Source organism: Streptococcus oralis subsp. tigurinus, assembly GCF_002093575.1.
In the GTDB taxonomy this organism is placed as follows: Bacteria; Bacillota; Bacilli; order Lactobacillales; family Streptococcaceae; genus Streptococcus; species Streptococcus oralis_CH.
On the sequence record NZ_LNVH01000003.1, the window covers coordinates 19,150 to 41,446 of the forward strand.

Here is a 22,297-nt window from a genome sequence, read left to right on the forward strand (position 1 = left end):
GAAGGAGATCTCATGTTTTATACTTATTTGCGTGGACTAGTCATGCTGATCTTGTGGTCCATCAATGGCAATGCCCACTATCACAATACTGATAAAATCCCTAGCCGAGACGAAAACTATATCCTCGTCGCTCCTCATCGTACCTGGTGGGATCCTGTTTACATGGCCTTTGCGACCAAGCCAAAACAGTTCATCTTTATGGCCAAAAAAGAACTGTTTAACAACCGCATCTTTGGCTGGTGGATCCGTATGTGTGGCGCCTTTCCTATCGACCGGGAAAAACCTAACGCCTCTGCTATCAAATACCCTATCAATGTCCTCAAAAAAAGCGACCGTTCTCTCATCATGTTTCCAAGTGGAAGCCGTCACTCAAACGATGTCAAAGGCGGAGTTGCTCTGATTGCCAAGATGGCTAAGGTCCGTATCATGCCAGTTACCTATACTGGTCCCATGACCTTGAAAGGTTTGGTTAGCCGTGAACGTGTGGATATGAACTTTGGAAATCCTATCGATATCTCAGACATCAAGAAAATGAATGATGAAGGGATTGAAATGGTTGCAGACCGTATCCAAGCAGAATTCCAACGTTTAGACGAAGAAACCAAGCAATGGCACAATGATAAAAAACCAAATCCACTCTGGTGGTTTGTCCGCATCCCTGCCCTCTTCCTTGCTGTGATTGTTGGTATCCTAACGATTATCTTTACCTTCTTCGCAAGTTTTATCTGGAATCCAGATAAGAAGAGAGAGTCTCTTGGTTAAAAAATACAATTATCCCTTGGCAAAAGCCAAGGGATAATTCTTTTATTCGATTTTCCATTTTTGAGCCAACCAGTTGGAAAAGGCTAGGAATCGTTCAACCACTTGCTCATGATGCCCATAGGGATCAAAGACAAACTGACTAGTCGGATAGTGTTGTTGAAGACTGGTATGAATCTGCTCAGCATAGGCTGGTGCTTGAACCAAGCGATTGGTATGATGGGCTCCTTCTGTTTGGCCATTCTGTAAATACAGCAAACAATCTAAATTTTTCACCTTTTCTTCCTTGCAATAAGTCGTAAAATCAGGATACCAAAAGGAACCACAGATAGAGAAGATACAGGAGACCTTGTCAAAATGGAAAAGACTGTAGACTGCCGCCAGTCCACCTAATGAGTATCCTCCATAGGCAAGGTGATTTTTGTCCAGGCGATAAAGCGACTGCAACTTGTCTAAAAGACCTCCAAATAAATGGCCATGATAGGCATTTGCCTGACCGCCAAAATCTGGAGCTCCATCTCTCAGAGCAGATGCCTTCCATGGAGTGTAGTCATCTAGGCGATTTTTAGAGGTCAAGCCCACTAAAATCACAGATTCTGAAAGGGATGCTAGGAAATCCAAGTTTCCATCATTCAAGAGAATCGCTGGATAGGTTTGGTTGGGATCATAGGTCGAAGGAAGGCTGACCTTGACTTGGATCCCTTCCCAATCAAACTCATTATTTATTGATAAAGTCATTGATTTTCTCAAGGGAATCAATCACTGCTGGACCATAGTCCATCAACTCATCGTAAGAAATGGTCATGATTTTTTGATTCTTAATTGCAGGAACGTTTTCCAAAACTTCATTTGCCTTCATCAACTCTACTGCGTTGGCATCCAATTTTTTATTGCGGTCGCTGGTTACATAGATAATCAACTCAGGATCCATTGACACGAGATTTCCCAAGGTCAAGCCTGATGTTCCCGTTGCGACGTTGGTATAACCAAGTTGATTTAGAAGGCTTTCTTGCAAAGCAGACTTGTATGCACCAAAGGTTTCGTCATTATAAGCAACCATAATCAAAGCCTTTTTCTTTTCACCTTGGCTTGTTGGATTTGCTTTCTTAACAGCGTCAATTTTAGCTTGTAATTGGGCTGCGTATTCATTGGCCTTGTCCTGCACATTAAAAATCATTCCAAGATTTTTGACATCTTCTACGATATTTCCCAAATCTTGCTGAATCGTTGAGAGAGAAGCTTTTTGTGTATAGACTGGGATTTTGTTTTCATTCCAAGTGCTAACTGTTCCCAAGGATTTTTCAGAAAACATCATGTTTCGACCCATCACAGCATCTGGCTCATAAGAAAGCACTGTCTCTTGTGAGACTGTTTTTTTATCACCAATTTGAGGAATCGTCGCAATCGCGTCCTTGTATTTGTCCGTCACAGCATTGTCAGGGTTGAGCATGCCAGCAATTTTATCCTTCAAGCCTAACTCCAATAAGATTTCAGTGGTTGAAAGATTGTTGGTGATAACTTTTTCAGGTGCCTTGTCAAAGACTTGTTCGACTTCATTTCCCTTAGCGTCGTAGGTCTTGACCGTTAACGGATAAGTCGTCTCTGTGCTGGCCTTTTGACTTGTTTCTGTGCTAGACTGTGTGGCAGCTTTTTCTGTAGTAGTGTTGCCACAAGCTGCCATGGTTAGGGTAGCTACTGTTACGAGTAAAATGCTTAGTGTTTTTTTTCATCTTATTTTCCTTTTCATTCTTATAAATAGTGAATCATAGCTTGCTGATCCTCGGTCCAAGTAACCTGACTTTGAACTCCATATACAGTTTGCAATAACTCAGGGGTGATGGTCTCCTTTGGAGTCCCTTGGTAAAGGATTTCCCCCTCTTTCATCAGATAGAGATAATCCGAATAGCGACAAGCAAGTTGAATATCATGCAGGACAGCTAGAACATTGACCTTGAGATTCTTCACAATGGACAACAAGTCTAGCTGATATTTGATATCTAGGTGATTGGTTGGCTCGTCCAGGAGCAAGAGAGTCGGTTCTTGCGCCAAGGCGCGGGCTAATAAGACTCGTTGTTTCTCTCCCCCTGAGAGAGACGAATAGAGACGAGTTTTCTTCTCAAGCATATCCACCTTGACAAGAGCATCTTGAACAAGGGCGTAATCCCTTTCCTTTTCCTTTTGTAGAAAAGAGAGGTGGGGAGTTCTTCCCAGCAAGACGATTTCCTCAACTGTACAATCAAACTGCAATTGATTAAACTGGGTGACAACTGCCATCTGCTTGGCTGTTTCTTTGAGTGACCAATGCTCCAGCGGCTTTCCATCTAGGCTTATCAAGCCTTTGTCCGCCCTTTCCTGACGATAGAGGAGTTTAAGCAGACTGGTTTTCCCACTTCCATTTGGCCCTAATATCGTGTGGAATTGATGCCCCTCAACCTTAAGAGAAACTCCTTTGAGGATTTTTTTCTCTCCTAGTCCAAAGTGGACATCCTGACAAATCAAGTCCATATCAGGCCCCCACCTCCTTTCGCCTACCTCCAACAATGTAGATAAAGAAGGGAGCACCCACTAAGGCTGTAAAAATACCAATCGGCAGCTCAGCATTTGGAATGATGACACGAGAGAGTACATCTGCCCAGACCACAAAGAGGGCACCCAGTATGGTCGCAACAGGAAAAAGTCTCCTGTAATTCGTTCCTACTAACCCTCGAGCTAAATGTGGAGTAATCAGACCGACAAATCCAATAATCCCACAGGTTGCCACTAAGACCGCTGTCAATACAGCCACCATGGTCACATAAAGATACCAATAAAAGCGTAAGGGAATTCCCAAAGTTAAAGCAGCCTCATCTCCCATCATCATCGCATTAAAAACACGATACTGAGTAGCGAAAAATAGAAAAGCCAATCCTACTACTATAGTTGGCAGAACCAAGTCTGCCCAGGTAGTTCCAGCAAGCGAACCCATGGTCCAAAACTTAATGGTCATCACACTGTCCGCATTAGCGCCAACTGAGATAATAAAGTTGGAAAATGCCAGAAAGAGAGCATTGACCACCGTTCCTGATAAAATCAGACTAGAAGTCGTCATCCTGCCCTGCATAGAGGCAATGATAAGGACAGCGATTGTTGCCAAAATAGCTCCAAGGAAAGCTCCAAGGCTAATCACCAATTTTAAACCAAGAATGATGCTTAAGGTTGCTCCTAGAGTTGCACCCGCAGAAATTCCTAAGACATAAGGCTCTGCGATGGGATTGTTCACTGTAGACTGCATCACGCTACCACACATGGAAAGACCAGCCCCTACTATCAGACCGAGTAATACTCGAGGGAATCTCATATTCCATACAATGGCAAGAGTGGACTTGGAAACCACTCCTATCTCAAGAGGAAAACCCAACCTACTCAAAATAATCCGATAGGTATCTCCTAGATCAATCGCAACGGATCCCATTGAAACAGCTAAAAAGAGGGAAATTCCTAAAACACTTAGCAAAATACCCAAAAACAACACAAATTGCAGGTCCCGTCGGCTTCCAGAAAATTTGGAAAGCATGCAAACCTCCTTTGATAGAATCTTAAAAATTTAGAAAATTCTCATAAAAAGTATACCATATTTCTATTAGATGAACAAGGACAGAAACATATATAGAAAAAGCCCTCTGAGATCAGAGAGCTTAGCTGTCTATAAAATTAGTGAAAATTCTTTATATCACCAATTCTCCCACTGAGTTTCAATCTTGACCTCACCATAGTTGCTTGGTGAGTACTTGCTGTCATAAATAGAGCACCAATCTTTCAAGACTTTCTGATTGACGATTTCGTCGTAGTCTTTCTCTAATTCTTCTTTGGAAATATTATTTTGCCTTAAATATTCTCTTACTTTTTCTTCATCATTAATGTACTCTCCAGCCTTTCTTGGCTCTTCAATGATGGCAAGTTTCCTTTTGAGTACTTTCTTTTGCATATTATAGTGTGCCGAATACCATAGGGTAATATTCGAATTAGTCTTTCTTTCAAAACGAATTGACATCCCTTTAATACCTGAACCAAAATTAAAGTTAATGGTTATATCACTATAGCCTTTGGGAAGAGTTTCATACTTTCCAAAAGGAGTATAAGATATATTTGGGTCATCACTTGGCCAACCTGGACTGATTTTAAACCCATCTATGTTTCTTAAAATATTATTTGTATGATATGTCTTCTCTGTCTCCTGGTAGATTTCATCAAAAATGTTGTTAGGTTGTTTAGGAAAAAAGGAAAAATAAAATAATACAACTGGTAAGACTAAAGCTAATAAACTGAATATTTTCCTCATCATCATCCTCCTACTCCGCCACGGCTTCCAAGCGATTTAAAAATGTCGATACTTCTGGATAGTTACTTTTGATATATGCTTTAATGGCATCTTCCCCTTTTTCCATAACCTCTAATGGGAGAATACTAGCATAGATAGTGCTTCTAACCTGCTTCCAATCTTTATTTTTCAAGAATTCTCTTTCTCTCAGAGTCGAATCCTTTTGAAGATCAGCATAGTAAGAAGTTATGGCTTGGTCATAGGATTGCCCCTTCTGCATGCGGCCGATAAGGTTGACCGAGTCTAGGTCTGCTTTGTAATCATCCTCACCAATGCTTGGTTTCTTATCCGTAGCATTTTTAGTCGTGTCTCCTTCCCAGCCTGAAAGATCCTTGACATGCTCTCTACCACCATAGAGATCGGATAACTGGAAACTGCTAGGATTTAGATGGGTGGCCATGGTAATGGACTGGTGAGTAAAGTCTGCGTGACCTGCTCCATTGTTAGAATAAGCTCTCAGTTTGCTATCCCAAAACGTATCAAAATCAATCCCAGTTCCATAAATTTTTTCAAATGATTTTTTATAAGAAGTGTAATAATTTGAGCCTGTTTCTTCATCAGCAGTCTTAATAGCATCGATACTTTCATATTTGCCCCCAGCCATCTCATGCTGCAGTCTAAGATTATAAATCAATTTTTTTGCATCTGTTTCATCTTTGATTCCAAGTTCTTTAAAAATTTCAAGAAGCGGTTTTTCTACTGTCCTTGATTTTCCTGTAATCGAACTACCAACAGTCACATTATAAAAATAAGTTTTCAAATGACCCGCTGTTTCATTCCACTGAAACCCATCATAGTAGGCTGCACCGACGATTCGCAAAAAGATATAGTCACGAAATTCTTGACTTGAGGTTGGGAACTTCTTGTCTATCCCCTGCTTGATGGTCAAGAGTTGTTGGGCTGTCTCGGCATCAAAGCCGTATTCTGCCATCATGGTTTGGACAAAGGCCTTCTCTTGACGACTGAGCTTCAAGTCCTTTGTATCAGAATATGCAGTCAGGTAGTTGGCCCAAGTCAGGTCAGATGGGACTTTAAAGACTCCTTGCTTGGCATCCCAGCTCGTTTCGATCTGGGCCAGCCCACGACTCAACTGCACGTCGATACTGTCTAGTTCATCGAACAATCCTCCTGAATAGCTATCATAGGTTCGCAGGTCTCTCAAGATTGTTTCATAGACACGTTTATTCGCGTGGTGTCCTCGCATGAGTTCCACATTACTGCGTCTCAGTCTTCCTTTTTCTTCACTATCCATGGTCAAGCTAGAAATAGATTGGTTGACTTCATCCAGGTAGGCGATCATTTGCTCTTCCTGGCGGAGCTTATCAAGTAGATCATCCTCACGCCAACTCTTGCTGTCGACCATACTTTGGTAGTCTTCTGGTAGTTTCTTGATGGCTTGAGAGAAGGTTTCTGCATAGAGTTGTCCCCCTTTGCTCAAGGGTAGTAAGACACTTGCAAAAAAACTTCTAGCCGAATCATAAGCGTTGCCCTTTAGACTCTCCGTATCCTCTGAAAACTTTTGGATGGCTAATTGCAAGTCTTGATAAGCTTCCACCTGAGATTGGCACATGGTCGCTACACTCGAACTTTGTAGTTGTGATTGGTCCAAATACATATCAATGCCCATGTTGTTTTTCCTCCTCTCTTTCTAGTTCTTTGCGTCTTTCATAGTAAACCGCATCCAAGTCTCCCTCTAACCGGAATTTTTCTTTTTTCAAATCATCCATGTGGTAAGTGAGGTCCTCAAAGATTTGGTTTTTGAGTTGGTTTCTTTGCAGGAGCGTTTCTTCCAACTGTCCTGCGTATCGGCTCTGATAGGCCGCCTCCCACAAATCACTTTGATAACGGTGGCTAGCTCTATCATATCCTTCAAAGGTTTCTATCAGTTCTTTGGTGCGGTAGTTCTCTTTTCCATTGTCTTCTAGCTGGTACAAGAGTTCTCGCTCTCTTTTCTTCAACTCATCTAACTTGCTCATGTATGACTCCCAAAACCATTGGCCGCAGCCACATCTAGCGCTTCAAAATCACTCGCCACAGAGTGAAGTCGCTCTGAAGTTAGGGTGACAGCGGCTGTAATCTGACTAGCTAGATTTTGATCCTTTGTCAGACATTGATGGGCCTTATTATTCCCTTGAAGGGTCGTTAAGTCATCCTGACTAGCCGCAGCGATCGCTGTTAATGATTGACAAGCATTTTTAAGCTGAGTCGCATATGTTTGCGCAAGATTTATATCACTTTTTACTGTTGACATGACTGTTGTATCCTTTTTCTCATTCCCTAGTGATAGGTACACTCCATTTAGCTATATAGGCCTATTATACCATGTTTTGAACACAAGCCCTAGTTTATGCTATCTTTAGATAATAGAAAAATCTTATAGTGAAAAAGATGAAGCTCCTTGTGTTCATCGAACACTGTGTCGTTTCCCTATTTTCATACGTATTTTTAACGCCCTTAGCATCATGATTCTTGCTGGATAAAACGTTTATAGACTAGGCGACAAGCCGAAGATTGTACAAAATTTTTAATGAAACAAAAAAATCTCCCCGAAGGGAGATGATCTGGTTTATTTTACCTTACAGTGCTAAGAACCGCAACAGAAGATCATACTGGAGTATATCGAGGTAAGGTGACGAAAGTAAAAGAGCTACCCAATTTAGAGTAGCTTCATTATCAAGATATGCTCAATTGAACACGGCCTAAGCACTTGGCAAAAAAGATAAAATCTCCTAGAAACTGAAGTTTCTTCGTCAATTTTCCTATTTTTGCTTTGTGCTTTTGACGGCCTTTGTATCTTGAATTAACGACGAAGTCCTAGAGAGTTGATTAACTCACGGTAACGGTTAACGTCGTTTTTACGCAAGTATGCAAGCAAGTTACGACGGCGACCGATTTTCTTCATCAATCCACGGTAAGTAGCGTGGTCTTTTTTGTGTTGTTTGATGTGTTCGTTAAGGTGGTTGATTTCCCAAGTAAGGACAGCAACTTGAACCTCTACTGAACCTGTATCACCTTCGTGACGTGCATATTGTGCGATGATTTCATTTTTTTTCTCTTTTGAGATTGCCATGATGTTTCTCCTTTTTATTTGGCTTCATCCGAGTGACAGGTTGGCATGCCTGTAACCAAGAAGAAGTTATTTGTCTTTACGACAGTTCTTATTCTACCAAGAAGCAGGGACTTTGTCAACTGATTTACTATTTAAAACCTTGAATTACTCTACTGATTTCAGGGCTTCGAGCATATCCACTTTTCTCAAGTGGTGATTGACAAAGACCCCCAGTAGGGCTAAGATTACAGTCACTGCGACGATTGGAAGAGCATAGACTTCCCAGCTGACTTGAGGATAAAAGAGTATGGTGGCAGGTGAAATCATTTGAATCAAAAATTGATGTAAATAGTGGCCAGCTACCAAACCGAGAACAATCCCCACAAGAGATAGCACCATGGTCTCGCGATAGATATAGAGGGTCACTTCTTTATTGTGGAAACCGAGAACCTTGATAGTCGAAAGTTCACGGATACGTTCTGCCACATTGATATTGGTTAGATTGTAAAGAATGACAATGGCTAGTAAAACCGAAACAAGGACAAGGATTGCCATCGTTTTATTGAGCGAACTAGCCACGGATTCAAAGAGATGGATAGCCGTCGCATTTTGGACGACCCCAGAAACAGCAGCTTTTTCCATGAAAGTAGCCGCTTCTTTCTCCGTATTGGAAGGTGTTGGATCTTTTAATTTTACTAGGTAGGTATTGTCTTGCGGACTGGTTCCATAGACTTGTTCGTAAGTCGCTCGTTTGAGATAAACAAAGTGTCCAACATAATTTTCAGAAATAGCCGCGACCTTGATTTCCTTCCCATCAAGCTCCAACTCGTCCCCAACCGTAACACCTGCTAGTTGGGCTAATTTTTGACTCACGACCGCTCCATCAGTGACCTGCACCTCTCGCCCATTCTCCTCTAATGCGATAAAGGGTTTGAAATCTTCTCTGTTTGTGACCATCATGGTGATCGTTTGAAGTCCTGCTTTTCCTTTAAAATCTTTTTCAATGGATTTTGAGTAAATCTTTTGATAAGTGTGGATCGATTCAGCTTGCAAGGCACTTTCTAGATCTGTTTTTTCTTGCTCACTCGCACTGCTCTTTTCCGCTACAATCATCTGGTATTGCTGGATTTGTTCAAATTGACGCTCGACAACTCCTCCTACAGAAGACTGAATGCCAAGACCTGTAAATAGGAGAGCCACCGAACCCGCAACTCCAAAAATGGTCATCAACATCCGTTGCTTATATCGGAAAATATTTCGCGCCGTAACCTTATGAGTAAAACTCAAACGACTCCAAATAAAGCTCAGGCGTTCCAGCAAAATCTTTGATCCCTTAACGGGAGGTTTTGGAAGTAAGAGTTGGGCTGCTTCATCATGTAATTCCCTTCGCGCCACCAGATAAGCCGGCAAAACGCTGGATACCCAACTTAAAGCTAGGGCAATAAGACTATAAGACCAATAGAAATACTCGTGACTTTTTCCAACAACCATCCCAGCTGTTATAACATCTGAAATCACCCCTGCAAGAAGATAATGTCCAAGAAATGTTCCTATAATGGTTCCCACAGTTCCTGCAAGAAAACCATAGAGGATAAACTTGGCAACTATATCTTGATTCCGGTAACCTAGGGCCTTGAAAATACCAGCATTGGTACGTTCTTCGTCTACAAAGCGAGTCATCGTTGTAAAGGTCACCATTGCAGCGACCATATAAAGCACCACTGGGAAGATATTCCCGACTGAACGAATGCTTGACGATGCATTGCTGTACATAAGGTAGCCTTGACCACCTGGCATAGTTTCTCGATTGTATACGTGGTATTTCGGCTCTGCCAGTTCATCAAGCTCTCTCTGGCGCTGTTCTAGCTTCTCTTTTTTCTTAGATAGATCACTCTCTGTCTGAGCCAGCTTTTCTTTTTTTGTCGCCAGTTCTTCCTTAGCTTTTGTCAGCTGTCCCTTGGCTTGACTCTTTTGTGGTTCTGGTAAAGCGGTCGCTTGTTCTTCTTGCGTTTTCAAGCGACTTTCAGCCTGCTCTAACTGACTCTTGCCATTTTGAAGGTTGCTTTCAGCAGTTTGGAGCTGATCTTTCCCCTCTTCCAGGCTCTTTTGCCCAATTGTTTTGATGTTTGCCAATCTTTTTTGACCATTATCGGCAAGTAAGTCTTGCAACTCTTCCTGATGTTGGGTTCGTTTGGTCTTATAGTCTGATGAAAAAGTATCCAGATTTTTTAAATCATCATAGCGCACACGCGCAATACTGTAGACTTCTGTATCAAACTGACTGGGTAAAATCACTCCGTAGCCAGCCAAGCTTCCATTTCCACTACTAGCACTCCCTAAATCTTTTTTAGAAAGGATTTCACCCGACTGAACAAATCCAGTAATTGTGAAAGTTTGGGTTTTTAGGATGGTCTTTTCTTCTTTCTTAGTAAAGGTAATGGTCTCTCCAATCTGATAACGGTCTTTCCAGAAATCAGCCAAGGCAATTTCCTCATCAGACTCTGGCAGTCGCCCTTCCGTCACTTGGAAGGTTGAAATGCTCTCTGGTTTGGAATAAAGTCGAACCGCCTCTTCACTATTTTCAACGGTTAGGTCTGCCATATAGCCAAACTCAACACTTGCTCCTTGAAGTGTCTTTAGTTCGTCTTGGTCTTCTTTATCCAAGCCATAATCAGCAATCACGGCCAGATCCAGAGTATTGGCTTTACGGAGATAATCTTCTGCCGTACGTTCCATATTTGGACTGGCTACTTTAAGACCTACTAGGGCTAGAGAACCCAGCATCATCAAGGTCAAGATAGAAACAAAACGCCCCTTAGAAGCAGTTACCGACTGGAGTAGGTCTTTTCGGCATGTTTTTTTCATGCTAATACTCCAACGTATCAATATCCTGCGGATGCTCATTAATCGTCACACTCTTAACCGTGGCATCACGCATGTGAATCACCCGGTCTGCAATAGGAGCTAGCGCGCCATTGTGGGTCACAATAATCACAGTCGCCCCCTTTTGACGAGACATGTCTTGGAGAATCTTCAAGACTTGCTTCCCCGTTTGGTAATCCAAGGCACCTGTCGGTTCATCACAGAGGAGGATCTTAGGATTTTTGGCTACAGCGCGTGCAATGGAGACTCGCTGTTGCTCCCCTCCAGAAAGCTGGGCTGGAAAGTTATTGAGGCGATGAGCCAGACCTACATCTGTCAAGACCTGCTCAGGATCCAAGGCATCTGTAACGATTTCTGAGGCCAGTTCCACATTTTCCTTGGCTGTCAGATTGGAGACCAGATTGTAAAATTGAAAAACAAAACCTACATCTTCACGACGATAGTTTGTTCGTTGGTGCGAACTATAGTTGGCAATATTAGCACCATCAATCCAAATCTCCCCCTCATCATTGGTATCCATACCTCCTAAAAGATTGAGAACGGTTGATTTTCCAGCACCTGATGCGCCAAGGATAATAACCAGCTCCCCCTTTTCAATTTCAAAATTCACATCACGATTAGCCACAATCTCCGTATCCCCAACCTGGTAACGCTTGTAGCTGTGTTTCATCTCAATATAAGCCATTAGACACACCTTCTCTCAAACAAATTACTTCCTATTATCATTATAACGCTTTTTCAACTAGTTGGAAACCAGAAGCAAAAACAAAAAAAGCCTAGGAATCCTAGGCTTTCTGTTTATAGATTATTTTCCAAGGTAGTATTCTTTTACGACGTTCAATTTTTCGTCGAATTCGAATACCAATGGTGGGAAGTTAGGGATTTCTACACCCATGATTTCATCATCTGACAAGTGTTTGATGTGTTTTACAAGGGCACGGATTGAGTTACCGTGAGCTCCTACGAATACGTTTTTACCATCTTTAAGTGCTGGAGCGATTTTATCTTCCCAGAATGGAAGGGCACGTTCCAAAGTCACTTTCAAGTTTTCAGCATCTGGAATGACTGAGTCGTCAAGTGAAGCGTAACGACGGTCAGTGTGTGCTGAGTATTCGTCATCATGAGGCATTGCAGGAGGCAATACATCGTATGAACGACGCCAGATGTGAACTTGCTCATCACCAAATTGTTCAGCAGCTTCAGCTTTGTTTTTACCAGTCAAACCACCATAGTGACGTTCGTTCAAGCGCCATGATTTTTCAACTGGAACCCAAAGTTGGTCAGCAGCTTCAAGAGCCAAGTTTGTTGTTTTGATCGCACGTTTCAATACTGAAGTGTAAGCTTGGTCAAATTCGATACCAGCTTCTTTGATCAATTTACCAGCGTCAATCGCTTGTTGTGTTCCTTTATCAGACAAATCAACATCAGCCCAACCAGTGAAAAGGTTAGCTTTGTTCCATTCAGACTCACCGTGGCGAGCAAAAACCAATTTTACCATTAGATGGATTCTCCTTTTATTTTTCGAGGTTTCCCTCGTTTATCTATTCTATTTTACACAATTTTTCACAAAAAATCTAGTTAAAATCAACTAAAAAGAGAAGAGCTTAGCAGTCTTCTCTTTATCGTACTATCATAATTGTTCTCGATAGAGGATGAAATAGTCCCGTCCAAATAATTGGAAAACTACTACTCTTCAATTACAAATTTTTTCAATGTTCCAAAGTAAAGTGAACCACCAATAATGGTTAGAATTCCACCTACCCATCCTAAAAATGGAATCAAGCCGACCGCACCACCTACAATGAGCAAGACAGAAGGTGCATTCGTGACACGTTCATCATCTTTATAATAAACAATAGCCACAATTCCCAACACTAAAACAGCAATTTTAACCAATGACAAAATAATTGAGAGCCCTGTCAATGTCCCAACTGTTACATCTGCGTCTTCAGTTGCCGCAGCAGCTCCAACAGCCATGATAAACATGATAACTGGCGCTAAAAGCAATACAATTCCTGAAATAAGACCAAAAATAGCGTTAACACGAGCAAGTGTATTTGTTTTCATAATAATCTCCTTAAAATTTTTATAGGTATTATTCTATCATAATTTCTCTAAAAATTAAACAATTTTATAATAAATATTGATTTTCAAAAAATAATTTTAAGTTCTATAGTCTCTTTATAATTAGTAGAAATATAAAATTATGAGAAAACTGAATAGTTGATTATGTTAATTATCTACACGGACAGGCCAGGAAGAACTTCATTCTGGGAAATGGACTAGTAAATTTTCCCATGATAAAGCGCATAATATCAAAGCACTTGAACTCTTGATATTATGCGTTTGTATGATTTTAGTGACCTTTCTCAGTCTCTTTCTGATTATTTTGCTTCAAATCCTTCTGCGACTGCATCCGCAAAGTTTTCTTCTACAATACTTGCACAGTGGTCACAAATGACGGCATAGTAACTACGCTCAGCAGTAGTTGGATCGATACGACGGCAGCGGTCACATACTTCACCTGTAGCGCGTTCAACTGTAAAGGCAACATCCTCAAAGCTAACTGCGCCTTCTGGAGCTGTACCTTCAGCGATGGTCAATTCTGACACGATCAAAAGTTGAGCCACATTGCTATCTACTGCTCCAAGAAGAGTTTTCACAACTTCGTTTGGATAAACTGTCAAGTGTGCTTCGAGTGATTTACCGATTACTTTTGCATTACGAGCTTCTTCCAAGGCTTTTTGAGCTTGTCCGCGGAAGTTCATGAAGGCTGCCCAAGTATCCAAGATTTCTTCTTGATTAGCAAAGGTTTGAGCTTCTGGCAATTCTGACAATTGAACAAAGTCTTCAGCTTCAAACTCAAGATATGACCAGATTTCTTCTGCAGTGTGAGGAAGAATTGGTGTCAAGAGTTTGGTGATTTTGACAAGAATGTCATAGAAGACAGTCTGCATTTGACGGCGTTCGAGTGATTTGGCACCTTCGATGTAGACAACGTCTTTAGCAAAATCAAGGTAGAAGGCAGACAAATCAACGTTAATAAAGTTCACCAAGGCCTTGTAGATTGTCAAAAATTCAAAGTCAGCATAGGCATCACGAATTGTTTTCACAAGTTGGTTAAAGCGAATAGTCATGTACTTATCAACAGAACGAAGCTCATCGTAAGCCACTGCATCTTGAGCTGGATTAAAGTCAGATGTGTTAGCAATCAAGAAACGAAGAGTGTTACGAATCTTACGGTAAGTTTCAGAGACTTGGCTCAAGATATCCATAGAGATACGCACGTCATTGCTTGAGTCCACACTTGTTACCCAGAGACGCAAGATTTCCGCACCAAATTGTTTTTCAACATCACTTGGAGCAATGGTATTTCCAAGGGATTTAGACATCTTTTCGCCCTTACCATCAAGGGCAAAACCTTGTGACAAGATTTGTTTGTAAGGAGCAACGCCATGGTTGGCAACAGATGTGATAAGTGATGAGTTAAACCAACCACGGTATTGGTCAGAACCTTCAAGGTAAAGATCTGCTGGGTATTTGAGTTCTGGACGGTTGACCACTACTCCATTCCATGATGAACCTGAGTCAAACCATACGTCCATGATATCTGTTTCTTTCTTGAACTCGCCATTTGGTGAACCTGGATGAGTAAATCCTTCTGGCAAGAGGTCCTTAGCATCACGTTCCCACCAGATGATAGAACCGTGTTCCTCAAAGAGTTGAGCCACGTGCTCAATCGTTTCAGCAGTCATGATAGCTGTACCATCTTCTGCGTAGAAGATTGGAAGTGGAACACCCCAAGCACGTTGACGAGAGATAACCCAGTCACCACGGTCACGAATCATATTGTAAAGACGAACTTTTCCCCATTCTGAGTGGAACTTCACTTTTTCAATTTCATCCAAGATTTCTTGACGGAATTTAGATACAGAGGCAAACCACTGTGGAACAGCACGCCAGATGATTGGTTTCTTGGTACGCCAGTCAAATGGGTATGAGTGAGAAATTTCTTCTTGAGCAAGGAGCAAATCGCCCAGTTTTTCGATAACAGTTGGAACAACCTTGTCATAGAACTGACCTGCAAATTCAGGGCCAGCATTTTCCATCATAATACCGCGTTCGTTAACTGTTACAGCAACTTCAAGGCCGTTGGCAACACCAACATTGTAGTCGTCCTCACCAAAACCAGGGGCTGTATGGACAATACCAGTACCAGAGTCAGTCGTAACGTGGTCACCGAGGATCACCAACTCATCTACAGCTGTATCCCATGGGTGAGCTGTCACAATTTTATTCAATTCTTGACCACGGTAGGTCGCCAAGACCTGAACATCAGCCCAGCCAAATTTCTCAGAAAGACTATTCAGTAATTCTGAAGCAACCACAAACTTACGTTCTTCACCAGCTGGTTGTACCAATACATAATCAATATCTGCTCCAACAGTCAAACCACGAGAGGCTGTGATAGTAAATGGTGTAGTGGTCCATACGACAATATAAGTATCCGTATCTAGAACACCTTTTCCGTCTTTGACGCGGTTAGCATAGTAAAGGGAAGTTGAAAGCAAGTCATGGTATTCAATTTCCGCTTCAGCAAGAGCTGATTCAGATGACCAAGACCAGTAAACTGGCTTGGCACCACGGTAGATGTAGCCTTTCTTAGCCATTTCACCAAAGACACGGATCTGAGCCGCTTCATAGTCCGGAGTCAAAGTCACATAAGGATTTTCCCAGTCACCAGAAACACCCAAACGTTTAAAGTCTTCACGTTGTTTATCAACTTGAGAAAGAGCATACTCGCGGCAAAGTTTCAAGTACTCAACCAAGTCCATTTCTTTACGTTTCACGCCCTGTTTTGCCAAGACTTGCTCGATTGGCAATCCATGTGTATCCCAACCTGGAATATAAGGGGCGTAAAATCCAGACATAGATTTCGAACGAACAATAATATCTTTAGAAATCTTGTTCATGGCATGTCCAACGTGGATATTTCCGTTTGCATACGGAGGTCCATCATGCAAGGTGAAATGTGGTTTTCCTTGGTTCAATTCTTGACGACGTTGGTAAAGTTTTGCTTCTTCCCATTCTTTTTGCCAAACTGGTTCTTTAGTTGGAAGACCAGCACGCATAGGAAAGTCTGTTTTCCCTAAATTGAGGGTTTCTTTAAGTTTCATTGTTACTCCTTTAATTTAAAATGACAAAATAAAAACCACGATTCGCAAAAAGGACGAAAATCGTGGTACCACCTTTGTTCGAAAAAAGACAGGGTCTCTTTTCCTCTTTTCCCGTAACGTGGGGGACGTCCAGTCTTACTGCTTTCGGACTGGATTGCTTGAGAGGATAATCTAACCACTAGGGATTGCAGGACTCTCACCATCTCCCGCTCGCTGAAAATATAGTTGGTTGGATCTTGTTCTCACATTTTTTATAGGATAAGAACAGATTCTTTGTTTGCATCGTCCTCAGTTGCCACAGTAGCTTCTACTTCAACTGACTCTTCATGCTGGTCACTTTCTTCTGTCTGTTGATTTTGTTGAGCTTCAAACTCAGCTAATTCTTTGTTGCCAGCCTCGATACGAGCTTGCAATTCAGCAACCTCTTCTGGTGTGAATTGACGAGTCATATCAATTGGCTCTTCCTCTGGTTGAGAAGGAATAGTTTCACCAAGAACTTCACCCACCACTTCTTTAAAGGCTTCATCACTTGTTTGAAGATACGTTGCTGTTGGGCGAAGAATATCTTCCCAATCAGATGACTCAACAATTGCTAATTGACTTTCAATCGTAGACTTGAGGCGTTGATGGAATACTCGGCTCTTGTTCTTCAACTCTTCTGTTTCAACAGCAACTTTCTTCGCATTATCTGTAGCCTGACGGAGAATTTCATTTGCCTTGTATTTCGCTTCTTCAAGCAAACGCTGAGCGTCTTGTTCAGCTTGTTGAATAATATTGTTTGAACGTTCTTGAGCAGCCTGTTTAACACGCTCCGCAGTATCTTGAGCAATCAAAACTGACTGACTCAAGGAATCCTTCATCTCATCAAAGTAAGACAAACGTTCTTCCAAACTCTTGATGTGTGTCTCTTTATCGTGATTGCTACGAACCAAATCTTCATAGTCACGAACAACGATATCCAGAAATTCATCTACTTCTTCTGGATCAAAACCTCTAAATCTTGTACCAAAGGTTTTATCTTTAATTTCTAACGATGTAATTGGCATACTTTTCCTCACTTACTTAATAATAATTGAATGCTTAATTTTATCTTGTCTTTTTTTGTCTGTCCATTGTCTTTGACAATTTTTAGACGACCAAACTTTCTCACACTGATCAAATCTCCAACTGCAACCTGGTAATCACTTTTTTCAACCAGATGATAGTTTACCTGGACAGATTTTTTCTCTATCAGTTGACTAGCTTGGTTTCTAGATAATTTCAAGGCACTTGATAAGAGGGCATCCAATCGAAAACTCGAAACTAAAATTTCTCGTTCTCTATAATCAATTTTAGACAAAATCCTATCGGTAAAAGGACGTTCCTCCAGCGATACAGGAAGTCTGCCAATCTTTCTTATTCCATCCTGAAAAAGAGGAATGAAATCACGATTGACAAAAATCTGTGCTCTCTTTTCATCTACCAAGATATCACCAAATAATTTACGGTCAATTCCTAGTTGGTTGATGATTGTTCCCAATATTTTTCCATGACTCAGTTGCTCAAACTTACTCGGATAGCAAATTTCCAACAAGGCCATTTCAAAGTCTGATATCTCCGGTTCAAAGTAATCTGGATAGAGAAGAACTCGAACCGACTCTGTCGGAAGAAAATCACCACTACTTTGGCAACCCAGTCCGTATGTCCCAGCTAGTACCCTCAAGATCTGTTCCTGATGGGGATTGATAAAAGGAGTAAGTACCGGCGCGTAGGTATCTTCTACCCGCTTGAACCACTCTAAACCCTTATCAATAAAGGGAATATCATCTTGGGAAAAATGCTGATAAATGGCTCGATTTACTGTCATAGTAATAGGACTAGTCGTGTTAAGAGATTTCCAACAAACTGAATCAAAATCAGCGCTGCCCAAACCGTAAAATCAAGACCAGCAAATTGTAGATTGAGCTTACGAAGTGGCTCAATAACTGGGTGAGCAAGTCTGATAACTAGGCGTCCCAGCTGGCTTTCATAGGCATTTGGAAACCATGAAAGAAGAGCAAATGCAACGAGAATGATGGAATAAATGCTAACCGCATTTTGGATTAAACGGATTAAGAAAATCATTATCTTGCTCTATTTCGTTTAATATCAAAACCAAACTCAGTGCTTTGTGATTCATCTGGAAGTTTGATATCTTCAATATTCACGACAACGTTGACAGGAGTCAATAGATACATCGTGCTCGCAACTTTTTTCATATTTCCAGCCAAGACATGACGGGCTCCGTCCAAGTAATCAAGGCAACGACGGGCTTGAACCTCTGTCATATATTGGAAATCAATCAAAATACTTTCATTTCCTGCCAACAAATCTACAATCTCAGTTGCATCTTCATATTTTCTTGGATAGCGAACGTCAATTGTCACTTTCTCATCTGAACGATGGCTTTGCATTGCCAATTCTTGCTGACGCGCATGAAGACGAGTAATATTTGCATCTTTTGCTGATCCTGACTGAGCAGGTGCTGGTAATTCTTTAGAAGATGAGATGGCTGGGCTAACTGTTTCCTCTTGTTGAGTCTGGTAGTTAGTCGTTTCTTCTCCGTCTTCTGTGAAATAATCTATAAATTTATCGAATCTATCTTTTAAAGACATAGCTCTCTCCTATTTAAAAAATGCTGTACCGATTCGAACAAAGGTTGAGCCGAACTGAATCGCTTCTTTAAAATCACGACTCATTCCCATGCTTAGCTCTGTCATCGGCATATTAGGGATTTGTTTTTCTCTAATTTCTGCTTGCAGATCCTGCGTATCCTTGAAAATTTCTTTCAATTCATCACTGTCTGCCTCAAAAGGAGCCATGGTCATTAAACCAACATACTCAATCTGATCTAACTTAGCCAATTCTGGCAAAAGTTCTAGCAATTCTTCTTTTGAAAACCCATGCTTGCTTTCTTCCCCAGAAATATTGACCTGCAAGAAACACTTGATAACATGATCTGTTCTCTTTTGAATTTCCTGGGCTAACTTTAAGGAGTCTAAAGCATGAAAGTAATCCACATATGGGATTACTTCTTTTACTTTCCGTCTCTGTAGTGTTCCTATTAAATGCCAAGTGACTGGGTAATCTTTCAAGGCCTGATATTTTTCTAAAAATTTATCAACTCGATTTTCACCGATATGATGGATGCCAAGCGGAAGCAAGGCTTCCGCTGTTTGTACATCTACATATTTTGTCACTGCGATTACTGAAACAGCATCTAGATTACGGTTGGCTTTTTGACTAGCATCAGCAATTTGCTGAAAAACTAATTCAGTATTTTTTTTCAAATTCATTGATTAACGATTTTTGAAGAATGGAGGTGTATCCAATTCATCCTCATCTTGTGAAACTGGTGTTTCAAAGCGTTCAACTGGTGAAACAACGGGATCTGTTTGGCGAACAATTGACTCACGGCGCAAGTCCCAATCTCCAAAAGCAGATGCTTGGTTGGTTTCAAAGCGACGCGGACTTGATTTAGGCAATTCTGCTGTCTCTTCCAAGTCGAATTGACGGTCAAATGTGTGTGCTTGTGGAGTTTTAGTTGATGGTCGACCAACTGGTTGGTTGGTAGCAGACCCGACTACTTTTTCTAGTCGTTCTTGACGAACACCTGTCGCTACAACAGTCACACGGATTTCATCCTTCATGCTTTCGTCAATAGATGTTCCAAGCCAGATGTTTACACCTTTGCCAGCTGCTTGATTGACAATTTCTGAAGCTTCTTCTGCTTCAATCAAAGTTAAATCAAGACCACCAGTAACGTTGACAATCACATCCTCTGCACCATCAATAGTTGTTTCAAGAAGTGGAGAGTAAATCGCTTTGCGAGCCGCTTCAACAACGCGCTCTTCACCACTACCGATACCGATACCCATAAGGGCATTCCCTTTGTTTGCCATTACAGTTTTCACATCAGCAAAGTCAAGGTTAATCAATCCTGGGTTCGTGATCAAGTCGGTAATTCCTTGAACACCTTGGCGAAGAACGTTATCTGCTTCACTAAGAGCTTCAAGAAGCGGTGTTTTCTTGTCAACAATTTCAAGTAAGTTGTTGTTAGAGATAATCAACAAAGTATCAACATGCTCGCGAAGTTCATTGATTCCTTCTACAGCGTACTGACCACGTTTGCTTCCTTCAAATCCGAAAGGACGTGTCACGACACCAACTGTGAGAGCACCAAGATCTTTAGCGATACGTGCAATAACAGGGGCAGCACCTGTACCAGATCCACCACCCATACCAGCAGTGATGAAGACCATGTCTGCACCGCTGATTGCTTCCGTCAAAGCTTCTTCGCTTTCCTCTGCAGCTTTACGTCCAACTTCTGGACGACCTCCAGCACCCAAACCACGAGTCAATTTTGGACCAAGTTGGATAACGGTTTCTGCTTTCGTACTGCTAAGAGCTTGTACATCAGTGTTGGCTGCGATAAATTCTACACCAGCAACACCTTCGTCAACCATACGGTTGATGGCGTTACCACCACCACCACCGACACCAATTACCTTAATAACTGCGCCTTGAGCTGCTGCTGTATCAAATGAAAATGTCATAATTTCTTATCCTCTTTTATTCATCAAACATGCTTCCGATTAAACCACGGAAACGTTCTGTTAGCTTCGGTTTACTTTGAGAACTTGCTTGGAATTCTTCCTTAGGAGCAACTGGAGTTTCCTGCACAGTTTCAACTGGAGTTGTCTGTGTTGGGCTTGGTTGCGCCACAGGATTCAAACGTTGATTTGGAATGCCAAAGTTGATTGGTTTTTGACGAAGAAATTCATCTCCTTTAACTGCTTTTTGAGCAAGAAGATTGACTTCAGTCAATTTACCAGCAAACTCAGATAAACTAATCACGTGAGCAAATGCAGGGTTGCGAATTCCAACTTGATTTGGTACATAGAGTTTTACTCGAACACCAAATACTTCTTGGGCTAATTCAACAATTCCCGGCAAAATTGCATTCCCACCGATAAGGACGATACCTCCTGGCAAATCCAACAAGTGTCTTCTTTCCAACTCTTGTTTGATTTGGTCAAAGATATGTTTGACGCGTGCCGAGATAATTTCTGCTAAGTAGCTTTCTGTTACTTCAACAGGCTCTACTTCGCCAATTACTTCAACTTGGAAAGTTTCATTACTTGCTAGCGGAACATAAGCTTCACCATAGTTCAGTTTCAAACTTTCTGCAATCTTTTGAGATGTTTTCAAGACTTTAGAAATGTCTTTTGTAACGTAATCTCCACCTTCTTGGTAGATGTTGGTGAATTGCAATTCTTGATTGCGGATAGTCGCTACAGTAGTCTGACCTCCACCCATGTCAATGACAGTCGCACCAAATTCACGCTCGCCTTCATTGAGGACTGAGTTCACAATCGCCAAAGGTGAAATAATCACATTATCAACCTGGATACCTACACGTTCGACCGTCTTTCGAAGATTGTGTAGAATCGTACGAGGGCCTGTGTAAAGCAGACCACGCATTTCCAAGCGAACACCCATCATACCACGAGGGTCACGGATTCCTTGGAAACCATCCACGATGAATTCTTCTGGAATAAAGGTAATCACTTCACGATCAGGAGTCATGCTCTTTGTCAAAGCTGACTTAACAACATCTTCAACATCCTGATCTGTGATTTCTTTTGTATCTGATGTTACAGGAATCATTCCTTGTGTTGGTTCGACCTGCAAGAGATTTGCTGGCAGACCAACGTTGACAGACTTGATAGAAATGCCTGCTTTCTCTTCTGCCTGTGTGATTGCGGATTTGATTGCTGAAGCAGCTGCTTCAATATCAACAATAATTCCGTCTTTTACACCTTTACTTTTGGCATTACTAACACCAATTACATTTACTTCGCCATCTCTATGCTCCGCAACTAACACCTTAATGGAGCTAGTTCCGATATCTAAGCCTGTAAAAAAACCATCTCTAGTCATTACATCGCATCCTCTCTATCTTCCAAGTTTCTCACTTCTATTTAATAACTATGTTTGGGCATAGCTATTCAAAGAATATTATAACACAAAGAAACTAATCATGCTTAGTTT

The 22,297-nt window shown here is 41.4% G+C and carries 22 protein-coding genes; 1 reads left to right on the plus strand and 21 read right to left on the minus strand.

What is annotated here, in order from left to right; genetic code table 11:
• Positions 1–12 precede the first annotated feature (12 nt).
• A complete protein-coding gene (locus tag ATE37_RS04055; protein ID WP_070657413.1) occupies positions 13–762 on the plus strand; it encodes a lysophospholipid acyltransferase family protein in 750 nt (249 codons plus the stop codon).
• Positions 763–804: 42 nt separating this feature from the next.
• On the opposite strand, the gene ATE37_RS04060 is transcribed toward ATE37_RS04055, so the two are convergent.
• The 21 genes from ATE37_RS04060 to ftsA form a co-directional block, all read right to left on the minus strand.
• Positions 805–1,497 (minus strand): alpha/beta hydrolase-fold protein, encoded by a 693-nt coding sequence (locus ATE37_RS04060; RefSeq protein ID WP_084867963.1) that lies wholly within the window; start codon positions 1,495–1,497, stop codon positions 805–807.
• Positions 1,478–2,440, minus strand: coding sequence for an ABC transporter substrate-binding protein (locus ATE37_RS04065; RefSeq protein ID WP_084867965.1), 963 nt, complete (start codon positions 2,438–2,440; stop codon positions 1,478–1,480). The genes ATE37_RS04060 and ATE37_RS04065 overlap by 20 nt, the downstream gene beginning before the upstream one ends.
• 68 nt (positions 2,441–2,508) lie before the next feature.
• On the minus strand, positions 2,509–3,264 hold the full coding sequence (locus ATE37_RS04070) for an ABC transporter ATP-binding protein (protein ID WP_084867967.1): 756 nt from the start codon (positions 3,262–3,264) through the stop codon (positions 2,509–2,511).
• Position 3,265: 1 nt separating this feature from the next.
• The gene (locus ATE37_RS04075; protein ID WP_084867969.1) at positions 3,266–4,312 is read right to left on the minus strand and encodes a FecCD family ABC transporter permease; all 1,047 of its coding nucleotides are present in this window, start codon (positions 4,310–4,312) and stop codon (positions 3,266–3,268) included.
• A 156-nt stretch (positions 4,313–4,468) separates the two neighbouring features.
• Positions 4,469–5,077 (minus strand): TipC family immunity protein, encoded by a 609-nt coding sequence (locus ATE37_RS04080; protein WP_084867971.1) that lies wholly within the window; start codon positions 5,075–5,077, stop codon positions 4,469–4,471.
• Positions 5,078–5,087: 10 nt separating this feature from the next.
• Positions 5,088–6,743 (minus strand): T7SS effector LXG polymorphic toxin, encoded by a 1,656-nt coding sequence (locus tag ATE37_RS04085; RefSeq protein WP_084867972.1) that lies wholly within the window; start codon positions 6,741–6,743, stop codon positions 5,088–5,090.
• Positions 6,733–7,092, minus strand: a complete 360-nt coding sequence (locus tag ATE37_RS04090; protein ID WP_084867974.1) for a DUF3958 family protein — start codon at positions 7,090–7,092, stop codon at positions 6,733–6,735. Before ATE37_RS04090 ends, ATE37_RS04085 begins: the two co-directional genes overlap by 11 nt.
• Entirely contained in the window at positions 7,089–7,367 is a 279-nt protein-coding gene (locus ATE37_RS04095) for a TIGR04197 family type VII secretion effector (protein WP_084867976.1), read from the minus strand. The genes ATE37_RS04090 and ATE37_RS04095 overlap by 4 nt, the downstream gene beginning before the upstream one ends.
• 549 nt (positions 7,368–7,916) lie before the next feature.
• Positions 7,917–8,186, minus strand: a complete 270-nt coding sequence (gene rpsO / locus ATE37_RS04100) for a 30S ribosomal protein S15 (RefSeq protein WP_001018251.1) — start codon at positions 8,184–8,186, stop codon at positions 7,917–7,919.
• 144 nt (positions 8,187–8,330) lie between these two features.
• Positions 8,331–11,030 (minus strand): FtsX-like permease family protein, encoded by a 2,700-nt coding sequence (locus ATE37_RS04105; protein WP_084867978.1) that lies wholly within the window; start codon positions 11,028–11,030, stop codon positions 8,331–8,333.
• Between the two features lies 1 nt (position 11,031).
• Positions 11,032–11,733, minus strand: a complete 702-nt coding sequence (locus ATE37_RS04110) for an ABC transporter ATP-binding protein (RefSeq protein WP_084867980.1) — start codon at positions 11,731–11,733, stop codon at positions 11,032–11,034.
• A 120-nt stretch (positions 11,734–11,853) separates the two neighbouring features.
• Positions 11,854–12,546, minus strand: a complete 693-nt coding sequence (locus ATE37_RS04115) for a phosphoglycerate mutase (protein ID WP_000240120.1) — start codon at positions 12,544–12,546, stop codon at positions 11,854–11,856.
• A 188-nt stretch (positions 12,547–12,734) separates the two neighbouring features.
• Complete coding sequence (locus ATE37_RS04120; protein WP_000856379.1) at positions 12,735–13,115, minus strand: hypothetical protein; 381 nt, start codon at positions 13,113–13,115, stop codon at positions 12,735–12,737.
• Positions 13,116–13,432: 317 nt separating this feature from the next.
• The gene (gene ileS / locus ATE37_RS04125) at positions 13,433–16,225 is read right to left on the minus strand and encodes an isoleucine--tRNA ligase (RefSeq protein ID WP_084867982.1); all 2,793 of its coding nucleotides are present in this window, start codon (positions 16,223–16,225) and stop codon (positions 13,433–13,435) included.
• Positions 16,226–16,476: 251 nt separating this feature from the next.
• Positions 16,477–17,271, minus strand: a complete 795-nt coding sequence (locus ATE37_RS04130) for a DivIVA domain-containing protein (protein ID WP_084867983.1) — start codon at positions 17,269–17,271, stop codon at positions 16,477–16,479.
• 8 nt (positions 17,272–17,279) lie between these two features.
• The gene (locus tag ATE37_RS04135) at positions 17,280–18,071 is read right to left on the minus strand and encodes a YlmH family RNA-binding protein (RefSeq protein ID WP_084867984.1); all 792 of its coding nucleotides are present in this window, start codon (positions 18,069–18,071) and stop codon (positions 17,280–17,282) included.
• Complete coding sequence (locus ATE37_RS04140) at positions 18,068–18,328, minus strand: YggT family protein (protein WP_084867986.1); 261 nt, start codon at positions 18,326–18,328, stop codon at positions 18,068–18,070. The genes ATE37_RS04135 and ATE37_RS04140 overlap by 4 nt, the downstream gene beginning before the upstream one ends.
• A complete protein-coding gene (locus tag ATE37_RS04145) occupies positions 18,328–18,858 on the minus strand; it encodes a cell division protein SepF (RefSeq protein ID WP_084867988.1) in 531 nt (176 codons plus the stop codon). The genes ATE37_RS04140 and ATE37_RS04145 overlap by 1 nt, the downstream gene beginning before the upstream one ends.
• A gap of 9 nt (positions 18,859–18,867) precedes the next feature.
• Entirely contained in the window at positions 18,868–19,539 is a 672-nt protein-coding gene (locus ATE37_RS04150) for a YggS family pyridoxal phosphate-dependent enzyme (RefSeq protein ID WP_084867990.1), read from the minus strand.
• A gap of 3 nt (positions 19,540–19,542) precedes the next feature.
• Positions 19,543–20,799, minus strand: coding sequence for a cell division protein FtsZ (gene ftsZ, locus ATE37_RS04155; protein ID WP_000144258.1), 1,257 nt, complete (start codon positions 20,797–20,799; stop codon positions 19,543–19,545).
• Between the two features lie 16 nt (positions 20,800–20,815).
• Positions 20,816–22,186, minus strand: a complete 1,371-nt coding sequence (gene ftsA / locus ATE37_RS04160) for a cell division protein FtsA (RefSeq protein ID WP_084867992.1) — start codon at positions 22,184–22,186, stop codon at positions 20,816–20,818.
• Positions 22,187–22,297: the final 111 nt, after the last annotated feature.